The following is a 13,193-nucleotide window of genomic DNA, read 5'->3' on the forward strand; positions in this document are numbered from 1 at the left end:
CTCGGTCACGGTGCACGGGGTGCCGTGGTGGCTGATCTCCACCGACTTGCCGGACAGCAGCCGGTAGCTCGCCCGGTCGGCGTGGATCTCCACCGCGAACCTGCTGCCCCGCAGGCACATCCGGAACTCGATCCGGGCCAGTGCGGACGGGAGCCGGGGGGCGAAGCTGAGCTCGCCCTCGTGGTCCCGCATTCCGCCGAAACCGGCGACCACGCCGTGCCAGGCGCCCGCCAGCGACGCCATGTGCAGTCCATTGCGGACATTGCGGTGCACGTCGTGCAGGTCGGTCAGCGCGGCTTCGCCGAGGTAGTCGTAGGCGAGGTCCAGATGTCCCACCTCGGCGGCGATCACCGCCTGCGTGCCCGCCGACAGCGAGGAGTCGCGCACGGTTCTCGCCTCGTAGTAGGCGAAATTGCGCGCCTTCTGTTCCGGGGTGAACGAGTCGCCGCACATGTGCATGGCCAGCACGAGATCCGCCTGTTTCACCACCTGCTTGCGGTAGAGGTCGAAGTACGGGTAGTTGAGCAGCAGCGGGTAGGCGTCCGGCGGGGTGGCGGCGAAGTCCCAGTCGAGATGCTGGGTGAAACCCTCCGACTGCGGGTGCACACCGCGTTCGTCGTCGTAGGGCACGTAGATCCGGTCCGCCGCTTCCCGCCAGGTGCCCGCTTCGGCCTCGGTGACGCCGAGCGCCGAGGCCACCTCCGGCATGCGCTCACACGAGGCGGCGGCCTCCCGCAGGTTCCGGTGCGCCATCAGGTTGGTGTAGACGTTGTTGTCCGCCACCGCTGAATACTCGTCCGGGCCGGTCACCCCGTCGATCCGGAACCGGCCGTGCGAATCGAAATGCCCGAGCGAGGCCCACAACCGGGCGGTTTCGACCAGGAGTTCGGTGCCGGCCTGGCGTTCGAACTCGCGGTCCCCGGTGACGGCGAGGTAGCGGGCGGTGGCCTCGGCGATGTCGGCGCTGACGTGGAAGGCGGCCGTGCCCGCGGGCCAGTAGGCCGAGCATTCGGCGCCGTTGATGGACCGCCACGGGAACGCCGCCCCGCGCAGCCCCAGCTGCCCGGCCCTGTCCTTCGCCTTGTCCAATGTGGAATGCCGCCAGCGCAGGGCGTCGCGGGCCGCCTCGGGCACCGTGTAGGTCAGCACCGGCAGGACGAAGGTTTCGGTGTCCCAGAAGGCGTGCCCGTCGTAGCCGGGGCCGGTCAGCCCCTTGCCGGGGATCGCGCGGCTCTCCCCGCGGGCCCCGGCCTGGAGGAGGTGGAACAGCGCGAACCGGACGGCCTGCTGCAGTTCGGGATCGCCGTCGACCTCGACGTCGCCGGTCGCCCAGAAGTCGTCGAGGAAGGCGTGCTGCTCGGCGAGCAGTCCGTCCCAGCCGGTCTGCAGCGCCCCGGCCAGCGCCGCGTCGACCTGGGCCCGCAGCGCCGGGATCGACCGTTGCTGCGACCACCCGTAGGCGAGGAACTTGGTCAGCCGCAGGCGTTTCCCGCGCGGCACGTCCACCGCGACGGTGAGCCGGGCCAGGTCGTCCTCGGCGGTGATCCCGGTGCGCAGGCCGTCGGGGGCCTCGATCTGGTGGTCCATCGCGGCCGCCATCCGCAGCCCGGACCGCTTCGTCTGGTGCACCAGCACGGCGCGGTAGTCCTCCGCGAGCGAGAATTCCGCGCCCAGCGGGGCCTCCAGCGCGGCGGCCACGCGCGGGTCCTTGGTGTCCCGCTCGATGGGTTCGTTGGCCAGCAGATCCGACTGCAGCACCAGTTGCATGTCGTCGTCCAGCGGCTCCACCTCGTAGCGCAGGGCCACCACGGCGCGCTGGGTGAACGACACCAGCCGCTGGGTGCGGACCCGGACCCGGCGGCCGGTGGGCGACTCCCATTCGGTGAGCCTGGTCAGTGTGCCGCGGCGGAAGTCCAGCACGCGCTCGTGCACGGTGGCCACCCCGTAGCGCATGTCGAAGGGCTCGTCCTCGACCAGCAACCGGATGATCTTGCCGTCGGTCACGTTGACGATGGTCTGCCCCGCCTCGGGATAGCCGTAGCCCCCTTCGGCGTAGGGCAGTTCGTGCTCCTCGTAGAAGCCGTTGAGGTAGGTGCCGGGCAGGCCGCGCGGCTCGCCCTCCTCCAGCGTGCCGCGGATGCCGACGTGCCCGTTGGACAGCGCGAAAGCCGACTCCGTCCGCTGGAGCTGGTCGACGGCCAGGCCGCGCCAGCGCAGTTCCCACGGCGCGCATTCGTACCCGCGAACCGGCATGCTCATGGCTTTTCCCCCAGTAGTTCGGCCAGGTCCTCGACCACGATGTCGGCGCCGTGCGCGCGCAGCTGCCCGGCCTGGTTCGCGCGATCGACCCCGACCACGCAGCCGAAGCCGCCCGCCCGGCCCGCCTCCACACCGGCCAGCGCGTCCTCGAACACGGCGGCCCGCTCCGGCGCTACCCCCAGTGCCTTGGCGCCGGCGAGGAAGGAGTCGGGCGCGGGCTTGCCGCGCAGATGGTCGCGTTTGATCATGATCCCGTCGATGCGGGCCTGGACGAAGCCAGTCAGGCCCGCCGCCTCGAGCACCGCGGCCCCGTTGGCGGAGGAGGTGACCACCGCGATCGACAGGCCGGCTTCGCGGGCGGCCTCCAGGAAGCGGACCGAACCCGGGTACGGCCGGACCCCCCGCTCGGCCATGATCCGCAGGACCAGTTCGTTCTTGCGGTTGCCGATGCCGTTGACGGTGGGGGCGTCCACCGGGTCGGTGGGCTCGCCCTCCGGCAGGCTGATCCCGCGGGAGGCGAGGAACTTGCGAACCCCGTCGGCGCGGGGAAGGCCGTCCACGTACTCGGCGTAGTCCTCGTCGCTGAACGGAAGGAAGCGCTCGCCGTCCCGAACGCGCAGAAACGCGTCGAAGGTCTGTTTCCAGGCTTCGCGGTGCAGCGACGCCGTCCCGGTCAATACGCCGTCGAGATCGAACAGGCAGGCGGAGATTCCGTCGGGCAACCCGATCATGCCACGCACGGTACCTGCGAACGCGCTCCGGCGCACGTATAACGCCCTATACAGCGCGCGGTGGAAGGCCGGTGGGGGCGGCGGCCAGCAGGATCGCGACGTGACGGGCCGCCGCGGACAGCGGGGCCGTGTCACGGCGGATCCGGGACAGGAGGAGGGCGCCCTGCAGGTTGTTCATGATGGCCAGGGAGAGGTCTTCGGCGTCACCGGCCGCGTAACCGCGCTGACGCAACTGCTCCGTCACCTCGGTGTGCCAGCGCTGGAACGCCTTGGCGCAGGCCGCGGTCAGGCGGGGGGAGGCGTTGGCCGTCTCCAGGGTGAGCGTGGCGATCGGGCAGCCGTCGCGGTAGCCGTCGGCGGCCAGTGACTGCCCGGCCTTGTGGTACCACCAGGCCACCGCCTCCGCCACCGACTCGTGCCGCTCGAACGCGCGGTGCAGGGTGGTCAGCACGTACTCGGTGCCGAATTCCACCGCGGCGACCCCCAGTTCCTCCTTGCCGCCGGGGAAGTGGTGGTAGGCCGAGCCCCACGGCGTGCCCGCCTCGTCCACCAGTCGTCGCCAGGATGTCGCCGTGTAGCCCTCGCGGCGGAACAGCCGCATGGCGGTGCCGATCATGCGCTCCCGAGTGCTGGGTCCGGTCACGCGGCCCAGTCTTGACTAGGACGACCGTCATAGTCAATGCTCGCGGTCAGGACAGTCGTCATAGAAGGAGTGACCCGTGACGGTCGAGCACAGGGTGCGGGAGAAAACGATCAGCTGGCAGGATCCGTTGCCCAGCGCCGAACTGGCGCGGACGATGACCGGCCTGGACTACCTCACCGCGATCGCCGACGGCCGGATTCCCGGCGCGCCCATCTCCTCGCACCTGGGCATGCGCGTCGACAGCGTGCGCGAAGGGGAGGTGGTCTTCGCTGCCTCGCCGGACGAGTCGCTGTACAACCCCATCGGCACGGTGCACGGCGGTGTCGCGGCCACCATGCTCGACTCGGCCGTGGCCTGCGCGGTCCACTCGACACTGCCCGCCGGGGTCGGCTACACCTCGGTCGAACTGAAGATCAACTTCATCCGGGCCATCACCTCGGCCTCGGGCGAGATCCGCGCGCGGGGCCGCGTCGTGAAGAGCGGCTCGCGCATCGCCTTCGCCGAAGGGGAGCTGCGCGACGAGAACGACGTCCTGCTCGCCACCGCCTCCAGCACCTGCCTGGTGATCCAGCCGTGAGCGTGCGTTCGCTGTGGACCGTGCTGGAGACCCTGCACGACGTCACCTATTTCACGCCGGAGGCGAAGGCCGCGCACGAAGCCGCCGGCCTGCGTGGTTTCTGGCGCGGCTACGTGGCCACTCGTGCCGCCCCGCTGGGCGAGGCGAGCCTCGGTGCGGTGACGGCGGTGTTCCACAATTTCGCGCCGTCGTTCCTGGCCCGCTCGCTGCCGTCGGTCTGGGCCCAGGTTTCCCCGGACCGGGCGCTGGCCGCCCGGCTGGCCGGCGCGGTCACCGCGCTGCACACCAGCGTTCCCGAACTCGGCGAGCAGGCGCGGACGGCCGAGGCGGCCGCGCTCCTGCACCGGATCGTGGAGACGGGCGACTGGGACGGGCGCGCGCTGGGACGGGCCAACGCCGTCCTGCCGTGGCCGGACGACCCGCTCGCCGCGGTGTGGCAGGGCGCCACGGCGCTGCGCGAGCACCGTGGGGACGGGCACGTCGTCACCCTGGTTTCCGAGGGCATCGGCGGGCTGGAGGCGCACGTCCTGCGCGACGCGGCGGACGGCAGTCGCGGACTCACCGCGCCCAACCGCGGCTGGACCGACGAGGAGTGGTCCGCCGCGCAGGACCGCCTCGCGGCGCGGGGCCTGGTCACCGCGGAAGGGGCGCTCACCGGCGAGGGGGCGCGGCTGCGCGAGCACATCGAACGGCGGACCGACGAACTCTCCGAAGCCGCGTATCGCGGCGCGACGGAGGCCGAACTCGCCTGGCTGGAGGACTTCCTCCGCCCGTTCGCCCGGCGCCTTGTCCCCGGCGCGGTGCCCCTGCCCAACCCGGTCGGCGCCCCCGCCCCGTGATGGCCTGACCCGTCCGCGGGTGTGTCCCACGTTCAGGCGGGAATGGGCGCCGGTGAGGGGATCCCTCACCGGAAAGAAGGCCAGGGCTCCGGCAAGAGTCCGGTTCCCAGGGGGTGCCTCACCCAGACCGAGCGTGGAACTCATACGCACGAGCGTGGGACACGAGCGCCGGAGGGTGGGACACAAGCGGCGGAGGGTGGAACTCGTCGGTCTCCCAGGCGCGCTCATCGCCGGGGAAGCCGAGCGCCGCCACCGCGCCACATGCCGCTCACCGCGCCGCGAGGTTCGCCGATACCCGTTCCAGGAGGCCGACCAGGGTGGCATAGTCCTCTTCGGACAGTCCTTCGATGGTCTTTCCGCGGAAGGCGTGGACCTTCGCGGCAATCTGCTGGTGGGCGAGACGGCCTTGTCCGGTCAGCGCATACCCGTCCTGCGCCCAGCCCCGGGCCACGAGCTCCGCCACGACGGGCTGGAAGGTGGGACAGCCGCTGCCGCGGAACGGCGCGAGCGCCTCGTCGATCTCCTGGAGGCTTCGCGGGCCGGTGGCGAGCGTGTTGAGGATCTGCCATTGCCTGCGGCTCACCGCCTCCTCGGCGAGCAGGTGGTCGAAGGCGGTTTCGAGCTGCCCGTCGATCTGCTTGAGCCAGTACCCCAGTGGTTTCACGGTCCCTCCAGTTGCATGTAGTTGTACATGTAAATGTACGGTAGCATGCATGGACGCGGTCGAGCGGATCGAGCGGGCGATGGTGGCCATCCGGCGCCGTCAGAGCAGGCGCGCGCTCGCGCGCCGGATGCCGGGTGACCCGGCGGTGTTCGCCGTGCTGGACGCCGTCGAGGCGAACGGGCCGTCCTCGGTCACCGAACTCGCCGCGTCAGTGGGGGTCGACCAGCCGCGCGCCAGCCGGCTGGTCGCACGGGCGGTCGAGGAGGGACTGCTGGCCCGCCAGGCGGACCAGCACGACGGGCGGCGCAGCGTGCTGCGCCTCACGGCCGCGGGGCGACGGCGACTGGACGCCGGGCACGCCGCACGGCGGCAGGCGTTCGCCGCCGCCATGTCGGACTGGCCCGCCGCCGACCGGAAGACCTTCGCGCGGTTGCTGACGGCGTTCGTGGAAGCCCTCGACGCGTCGGAATCCCGCTAGCGGCCGCGTGCCCCGGCGAGGCCGGGGCTGCTGTGACTCGCGTGAGGGACGCTGGTGGATCAGAAGGACTCTTCGTCGCCGCTGTCGAAGGCATCTTCGATCATCTCGCCGAGGATCATGCCGCCGATCGCACCCGCGGCCGCACCGGCGACGACCCCGCCGATGCCCGGCCCGCGCCGCTCTCCATATTCATGGCCGTATCCATGGCCGTATCCGTGGCCATGTTCAGGGCCGTAGCCGGGAGCGCTGCCGAACCTCGTCGGCTGACCGGCGGGCCCGTGCGCCGGGGCGTGGTGGGCGAGCCGGTCCAGCCATTCGCTGATGGCCGCCACCCAGTCGGTCTCCAGTGCCTCCTGGTGGCTCACGCCGATCCGGCCGAGCGCCTCTCCACCGGGCAGGAACCGGCCGCTGCGCCGGTCAGCCTCCAGGATCACCACGAGCCCGTCGGGGCTCGTCGCGAACGCCAATCCGACCTCGCCGACGCGACCGGCGTAGGACGGCGGCGGGTAGAACTCGATCTCCTGGAAGAACGGCAGCGTCTGGCGGACGCCGGGCAACCGCCCGGCCTCCAGTTCGGCGGACTTGAAGTGGAAACCCAGCCTGCCGAAGGCGTCGAGCACGGCCTCCTGCCCCGGCGTGGGCAGGAGGCGCACCGCGTCGGCGTCGCCCTTGTCCACCGCCTTGGCCACCGCCAGTTCCGTGCGCAGGCCGAGCGACAGACCGTGCAGCGGCTGCCCGAACAGGTCGGTGACCGGGGCCTCCCACGGTATCCCCAGCTCGAATGGGATCACCCGGTTTTCCTTGGCCGCCAGCCGGAAGCGTCCGGCCACCACGGCCCGGTGGAACTCCACCGGGGCACCGGCGCCCTGCCCCCGCGCGACCAGGGACAGGGCCAGGTGCTCGATCTCCGCCTCGGCGTCACCCCCGGCCAGGCGCACCTCTCCGGTCAGCACCTCGCCGGGGCGGCACTCCGGGGTGGACAGCACCGTGTCCACCGAGGGGCCACCGATCCCCACCGCTTGCAGCATCTTCTTGAACACCATGCGGGCCAGCACTCCTCTTGGTCATCGGGTTCGGCGACGTCGTCAAGATCGTCATCCTCGTCCCTGCCAACGCGCCGGGCATGGCCGGAGTTCCGGCAAAACGCCCAAAACCCCGAAACCGGCCGTCAGGCGTACCGTGCTCGCAGCGCCTTCTTGTCGGGCTTGCCCAAGGCCGTCACCGGCAACGAGTCCGCGACGACGACGCGCTTGGGGACGTGCACCGGTCCCTTGCGCTCCTTGACGGACGCGGTGATCTCCGCCGTCAGCCGCCCGATCGCCTCTTCGTCCCGCGCGGCGTCCTCGCGGAGCACGACGATCGCGGTCACCGCCTCCCCCCACTTCTCGTCGGGCACCCCGATCACGCTGACCTGCGCGACCGCGGGGTGCTCGGCGACGACGTCCTCCACCTCCCGCGGGAAGACGTTGAACCCGCCGCTGACGATCATGTCCTTCACGCGGTCGACGATGAACCAGAACCCGTCCTCGTCCTCCTTGGCCACGTCACCGGTGTGCAGCCACCCGTCGCGGAACGTCTCGGCGGTGGCCTCGGGCAGGTTCCAGTAGCCTCCCGCCAGCAGCGGCCCGGACACGCACACCTCGCCCGGTTCGCCGTGCGGGACCGGCTCGCCGTCCGGGCCGAGCAGCGCGGTGCGCAGGAACGCCGAGGGGCGGCCGCAGGAGGACAACCGCTTCTCGTCGTGATCGCCCTTGCCCAGGTAGCTGATCGCCATCGGGGCCTCGGTCTGCCCGAAGAACTGGGCGAAGACCGGGCCGAAACGCTCGATCGCCTCCTTCAGCCGCACGGGGTTGATCGAGGAAGCGCCGTAGTAGACCGTCTGCAGCGAGGAGAGGTCCCGGGTGCGCGAGTCGGGGTGGTCCAGCAGCGCGTAGAGCATGGTGGGGACCAGCATGGTGGCCGTGATCCGGTGTTCCTCGATGGTGCGCAGCACCTCGGCCGGATCGAACTTGGGCATCACGACCAGTGAACCGCCCTTCATCAGGGTCGGGGCGAAAAACGCCGCACCCGCGTGCGAGAGCGGGGTGCAGACCAGGAACTTCGGCGACTCCGGCCACTCCCATTCGGCCAGCTGGATCTGCGTCATCGCCGACATCGACCGCGCGGTCCCGATGACGCCCTTCGGTTTGCCCGTGGTGCCGCCGGTGTAGGTGATCGACACGATGTCGTCGGGCTCCAGGTCCGCGGCCTTCAGCGGCTGGGGTTCGCAGGCGGCCGCGGCCGCGACGAGGTCCGTGCCGACGTGGGCCAGTGCCTCGGGCACCGGCCCGATCGTGAGCACCTTGGTCAGCCCGGGCACCTTCTCGAGCAGGCCCGCGGCGCGCTCCACGAAGGCGGGCACCGGGTCGATGATCAGCGTGGTGATCCCCGCGTCGTCGAGGATGTAGGCGTGGTCGTCGAGTGAGCCCAGCGGGTGCAGCGAAGTGCGCCGGGACCCCTGGATCTGGCCCGCGCCGATGATGAGCAGCACCTCGGGGCGGTTGAGCGAGAGCAGCGCCACCGGGGAGCCGGTGGACAGCCCGAGCCCCTCGAACGCCTGGACGTACTGGCTGATCTTCTCGGCGGTTTCGCCGCCGGTCAGGGTGGTCTCGCCCAGCACCATCACCGGCCGGTCACGGTGCCGCTTCAGCGCGGAGATCGTCAGATGACCGAGGTGGGTCGGGGTACGCAGGGCCTGCTGGTTCATCGTCGGTCCTTCCGGTTCATCGGGCGTCGTCGGGCCGGTGCGGGCCGGTGCGGCCGTGGAAGAACTCTGCACCCCCGCGCCGATTCAAGCAAGTGCTTGGTTGGATTCGAAGGGATCGGGGTCGCGCGATTTCCCGCGAGGACTCCGGGTACGCCCAAGGAGGCACAACAACCGAGAGACGAAGGAGACCGTCATGCCGGCTTCAGGCGGCCATTCTCGGCACCGTGGGCAGGCCCGCCCGGGCCGGGCCGCTCCGCTCGGCACGCGCGGCACCAGCCGCGGCGAGCCCGGCCTCGGTGAACCGCCGCGTCCGCGGACCGGAGGGCTCGAACTGCGCAGCAGCGCCTTCAGCGACGGCACGCTCATCCCCGAGCGGCATTCGCACGGCGGCGGCAACCATTCCCCGGCACTGGAATGGCTCGCCGTCCCCGGCGGCGCCGCCGAACTGGTCCTGCTGTGCGAGGACCCGGACGCGCCGGGCGGGACCTTCACGCACTGGGTGGTCACCCGCATCCCACCGGAGACCTCGGGTATCGAGGAGGACGGTTCGATCCCCGGTGCACTGGAGGGCCGCAACGACTTCGGCGAGCACGGCTGGGGCGGGCCGTGGCCTCCCGCGGGCGACGAGCCGCACCGGTACTTCTTCCGCCTCCACGCCGTGGACCGCCCACTGAGGCTGGGCGAGGACGCCACGGGCGGGCAGGTCCGCGCCGCGCTGGCCGGGCACGTACTCGGCACCGGCACCCTCGTCGGCCGTTTCGGCCGGTGACCACCGTCCGGCACCGCCGCGCTGCGGATGCCAGGGTCCCGGCAAAGTCGTGTGAGTGTTGGCCGTGAAGGGTCCCTTCACAGTCGATTTGACTGTGAAGGGACCCTTCACGGCGCCCAACACCGCGCGAGCGTGGCACACACGAGCGTGGGACTCGCCGGGCAGCGCCGAGCGGACCGGACTTTGCCGGAGCCCTGGCCCTATTCGCCGTGAGGGACTCACGTGCGCGGTGGAGCACGGTTCGGCGGGAGGGGCCCGGGTACTCGCGCGACGAGAACCGGGGAGCGGGTGGGAGGCGAGCGCACATGTCGTGGCTGTACGGAAACTGGACCGCGGTCGGCGGGGTGTGCGCCAAGACGCTGCTACTGGCGCTGACCGCGCTGGTCGGGCTCCGGCTCGCGCCGCGGCGCGCCCTGGCCGAGCTGCGCATCTTCGACTTCGTCGTGGCGGTCGCCCTCGGCGCCATCATCGGCCGCACGGCCACCGCGACCCCCACTTCCTTCGTGCTGGGTTTCGCGGCACTGGTGACGCTCCTGCTGGTCCACGTCGCGCTCACCAGGCTGAGGCTCTTCGCCGCACCGGCCCGGCTGATGGATCATCCCGTGTGCGTGCTGGTCCGCGACGGTGTGGTGGACCGGCACGAGCTGCGGGCCTGCGGGCTGACCGAGGACGACCTGCATGGTGCGTTGCGGCAGAAACAGGTCTACACGCTGGCGGACGTCCGGTTCGTGCTCTATGAGTCGCAGGGGGGATTCTCCGTGGTGCGGAGGGAAGACCACACCGGCGAGCTGCTCGCCTCGGCCCCGGTCATCCGCCGCGCACGAGATTGAGCGAGGCCGGGTTTTCCTTGTCCTGCCGCGGTTAGGTCCCCGCGGGGCCGGGTACGCGGGGACGGACCGGAGTCCGGTGCCCAGGCTGGAGTGCTCATGCTTTCGTCGAAGGAGCGGCGGGATCTCGCTGCGTTGGACCGTGTCCTGTCGGCCGATGCCACCCTGGCGGCATTGTGCGCCCTGTTCCCCGAACCCGCACGGCCGGTGGCGGAGCGGCCGTTCACCCGTCCGTCGGGTCTTCCGCGCGGCCGGGTGCTCGCGCTGGCGCTGGCCCCGCTCGCCCTGGTGGCGGGCCTGGTCGTGGCGCTTCTGGCGGGAAGCGCGGCGAACCCGCTGGTGGCCGCGGCCAGCGGACTGGCGGTGGTCGTCGGGGTGGCTTTGCTGCTGACCGGGTTGGCCTGGGGTGGAGCCCGCCACCGCGGCCGTCCGCGACCGGGTTCGATCCGCCGTCACGCGCCCGCCCCCTGAACAGGCGGCGCGAGGCTGCCGTTGGCTCCGGCTTTCTCCCGGCCCGCCCGGGGGCTCGGTACGATGCGGCCCTCGGAAGACGTGATCGCGGACGTGACCGCGGTGCCGGACAGGGGGAGTGCGACATGGGGCAGGAAACCGGTGAAGGCACGACGAGCCGGGCTCCCCGGCCGTGGGGTCTTCCCTGGCCGGTCGCGCTCCTGCTCGCTCTGGCCGCCGCGGTCGTGGGCGGGCTGTACGACCTGCGCGTCTCCCATGGGCTGGACATCCCGTTCACCGCGGCGTACGCGCTGGGCAGCGTCGCCGCGGCCGGTTTCGTGCGTCGGCGCGGCCTGTTCGTCGTGATGGCCACGCCACCGCTGGTGATGCTCGTGGCCGCCACCCTCGCGGTCTACCTGGAGAACAGGCCCGCCCCGGGTCTGTCGTCCCTCGTTTTCGCGGTCGCCACACCGGTGGTGCCCCGTTTCCCGGTCATGGCGGGCACCACCGTCGCGGTGCTGCTGATCGGGACCGCCCGGCTGCTGGTCGCCCGGCGCCACAACCGCGCCGAGAGCAGCACGGCCGCCGGTTCTAGCTGAGGGCGCGGTCCGGCAGGCGGGAGAACCGCAGGTTGCCGTCGTCGATCCGGCCGTGCCGCAGATTCACCAGGTCGTGCGCGTAGCTCATGCCGAGCCGCCAGGGTGCCCGGGAACCGGCACGCGGGAATTCGTCCACCGAACGCAGCACGTAACCGGCGTCGAAGTCGAGCAGGGGCCGTTCGGTGACGGCGGGATCGTCGTTCACCGGGACACAGGTGTCGTAGCCGTGTGCGCCGAGGTGCCGCAGCAGCCGGACGACGTACTCGCTGACCAGATCGGCCTTCAGCGTCCACGAGGCGTTGGTGTAGCCGATGGTGAAGGCGAAGTTGGGCACCCCGCTGAGCATCATTCCCTTGTAGGCCATCGTTTCCGGCAGCTTCACCTCGCGGCCGTCGACGGTGAGGGTGATCCCGCCGAAGGCCAGCAGCCGCAGCCCGGTGGCCGTGACCACGAGATCGCCTTCGAGTTCTTCCCCGGATTCCAGGCGGATCCCGGTCGCGGTGAACTCGGCGATGCGTCCGGTCACCACCGAGGCGTCGCCCCGGCGGAGTGCGGCGAACAGGTCCCCGTCCGGCACCAGGCACAGGCGCTGGTCCCAGGGCTGGTAGCGCGGCTTGAAATGGGTGTCCACGTCGTAGCCCGCGGGCAGTTGCCGCACGGTGGCCTTGCGGATCAACGATTTCACCAGTTCCGGCCGCCGCCGGCTGAGTTGGTAGAGCAGGGTGCTCACCACGACGTTCTTCCAGCGCGCGATCGGGTAGGCCGCGCGGGCCCCGAGCAGGCGCCGCAGCGCGGTGGCGATGCGGTCCTCGGCGGGCAGCGACAGGATGTAGGTGGGGGAGCGCTGCAGCATCGTGACGTGCGCGGCCCGGTCGGTCATCGCCGGGACGAGGGTCACCGCGGTGGCGCCGCTGCCGATCACGATGACCTTCTTGCCCGCGTAGTCGAGGTCCTCCGGCCAGTGCTGCGGGTGGACCACCCGCCCCCGGAACCGCTCGATGCCGGGGAAATCGGGGAGATGACCGGCGTCGTAGTGGTAGTAGCCGGTGCACACGTACAGGAACCGGGCGGTGAACCGGACCGGCGTTCCGTTGTGGACGGTGTCGACGGTCCAGCGGGCCTGTTCGCCCGACCAGGACGCACCGACCACCCGATGCCCGAAACGGATGTTCCGGTCGATCCCGGCTTCGGCGGCGGTGTCGCGCACGTAGCGCAGGATCGACGGACCGTCCGCGATGGCCTTGGCCCTGGTCCACGGGCGGAACCGGTAACCGAGCGTGTGCATGTCCGAATCGGAGCGGATCCCGGGATACCGGAACAGGTCCCAGGTCCCGCCGATCGCGTCGCGGGCTTCGAGGATGGCGTAGCCGCGGCCCGGGAAGGCCTTCTGGAGGTGGTGGGCGGCACCGATACCGGACAGGCCGGCACCGATGATCAACACGTCGACGTGCGTGCTCTCACTTCGCATCGGTGCTCCTTGCCCGCGTGCTGTCCTGAAGCGGGGGACCTCTGCTCCGAATGTTTCGCGGCAAAGGTCTCCCGATGCTACGTCAGTCGCGCACCAGGAACGACCGGTCCTCCATCCCGTCGTCCCCGTCGTCGTCGTTGGCG

At 71.2% G+C, this 13,193-nt stretch carries 14 protein-coding genes; 7 read left to right on the top strand and 7 right to left on the bottom strand.

What is annotated here, in order from left to right; translation table 11 throughout:
• The 3 genes from FNH05_RS18285 to FNH05_RS18295 form a co-directional block, all read right to left on the bottom strand.
• Positions 1-2,259 (bottom strand): glycoside hydrolase family 65 protein (locus tag FNH05_RS18285; protein ID WP_144589914.1); only part of this gene is annotated, 2,259 nt, incomplete at its 3' end.
• Complete coding sequence (locus tag FNH05_RS18290; RefSeq protein WP_144589915.1) at positions 2,256-2,990, bottom strand: HAD family hydrolase; 735 nt, start codon at positions 2,988-2,990, stop codon at positions 2,256-2,258. The genes FNH05_RS18285 and FNH05_RS18290, both read right to left, overlap by 4 nt.
• A gap of 46 nt (positions 2,991-3,036) precedes the next feature.
• Positions 3,037-3,633 carry a TetR/AcrR family transcriptional regulator gene (locus tag FNH05_RS18295; RefSeq protein ID WP_246127811.1) on the bottom strand — a complete coding sequence of 199 codons (597 nt, stop codon included), beginning with the start codon at positions 3,631-3,633 and terminating at the stop codon, positions 3,037-3,039.
• A 76-nt stretch (positions 3,634-3,709) separates the two neighbouring features.
• Between FNH05_RS18295 and FNH05_RS18300 the strand changes: the two genes are divergently transcribed.
• On the top strand, positions 3,710-4,210 hold the full coding sequence (locus FNH05_RS18300) for a PaaI family thioesterase (protein ID WP_246127812.1): 501 nt from the start codon (positions 3,710-3,712) through the stop codon (positions 4,208-4,210).
• Positions 4,207-5,049, top strand: coding sequence for an SCO6745 family protein (locus tag FNH05_RS18305; RefSeq protein WP_144589916.1), 843 nt, complete (start codon positions 4,207-4,209; stop codon positions 5,047-5,049). Before FNH05_RS18300 ends, FNH05_RS18305 begins: the two co-directional genes overlap by 4 nt.
• Before the next feature lie 268 nt (positions 5,050-5,317).
• Here FNH05_RS18305 and FNH05_RS18310 read toward each other — a convergent pair whose 3' ends face one another.
• On the bottom strand, positions 5,318-5,713 hold the full coding sequence (locus tag FNH05_RS18310; RefSeq protein WP_144589917.1) for a MarR family winged helix-turn-helix transcriptional regulator: 396 nt from the start codon (positions 5,711-5,713) through the stop codon (positions 5,318-5,320).
• A 49-nt stretch (positions 5,714-5,762) separates the two neighbouring features.
• Between FNH05_RS18310 and FNH05_RS18315 the strand changes: the two genes are divergently transcribed.
• Positions 5,763-6,191 (top strand): MarR family winged helix-turn-helix transcriptional regulator, encoded by a 429-nt coding sequence (locus tag FNH05_RS18315; RefSeq protein WP_144589918.1) that lies wholly within the window; start codon positions 5,763-5,765, stop codon positions 6,189-6,191.
• Between the two features lie 59 nt (positions 6,192-6,250).
• Here the strand turns inward: FNH05_RS18315 and FNH05_RS18320 are convergent, their stop codons facing one another.
• Positions 6,251-7,234 carry a sporulation protein gene (locus FNH05_RS18320; protein WP_144589919.1) on the bottom strand — a complete coding sequence of 328 codons (984 nt, stop codon included), beginning with the start codon at positions 7,232-7,234 and terminating at the stop codon, positions 6,251-6,253.
• A 125-nt stretch (positions 7,235-7,359) separates the two neighbouring features.
• Positions 7,360-8,937: a fatty-acid--CoA ligase FadD8 gene (gene fadD8 / locus FNH05_RS18325; RefSeq protein ID WP_144589920.1), complete on the bottom strand. Its 1,578-nt coding sequence runs from the start codon at positions 8,935-8,937 to the stop codon at positions 7,360-7,362.
• Positions 8,938-9,130: 193 nt separating this feature from the next.
• Here fadD8 and FNH05_RS18330 point away from each other — a divergent pair, with 193 nt between their 5' ends.
• The 4 genes from FNH05_RS18330 to FNH05_RS18345 all read left to right on the top strand — a co-directional run bounded on the left by FNH05_RS18330 (position 9,131) and on the right by FNH05_RS18345 (position 11,582).
• Positions 9,131-9,706, top strand: a complete 576-nt coding sequence (locus FNH05_RS18330; protein ID WP_144589921.1) for a YbhB/YbcL family Raf kinase inhibitor-like protein — start codon at positions 9,131-9,133, stop codon at positions 9,704-9,706.
• Between the two features lie 305 nt (positions 9,707-10,011).
• The gene (locus FNH05_RS18335; protein ID WP_144589922.1) at positions 10,012-10,536 is read left to right on the top strand and encodes a DUF421 domain-containing protein; all 525 of its coding nucleotides are present in this window, start codon (positions 10,012-10,014) and stop codon (positions 10,534-10,536) included.
• Positions 10,537-10,632: 96 nt separating this feature from the next.
• On the top strand, positions 10,633-11,004 hold the full coding sequence (locus FNH05_RS18340; protein ID WP_144589923.1) for a hypothetical protein: 372 nt from the start codon (positions 10,633-10,635) through the stop codon (positions 11,002-11,004).
• A gap of 125 nt (positions 11,005-11,129) precedes the next feature.
• Complete coding sequence (locus FNH05_RS18345) at positions 11,130-11,582, top strand: DUF6542 domain-containing protein (protein WP_144589924.1); 453 nt, start codon at positions 11,130-11,132, stop codon at positions 11,580-11,582.
• Here the strand turns inward: FNH05_RS18345 and FNH05_RS18350 are convergent.
• Entirely contained in the window at positions 11,575-13,050 is a 1,476-nt protein-coding gene (locus FNH05_RS18350) for a flavin-containing monooxygenase (protein WP_144589925.1), read from the bottom strand. The genes FNH05_RS18345 and FNH05_RS18350 overlap by 8 nt on opposite strands.
• Positions 13,051-13,193 lie beyond the last annotated feature (143 nt).

This window comes from Amycolatopsis rhizosphaerae (assembly GCF_007713715.1).
Taxonomy (GTDB): Bacteria; Actinomycetota; Actinomycetes; order Mycobacteriales; family Pseudonocardiaceae; genus Amycolatopsis_E; species Amycolatopsis_E rhizosphaerae.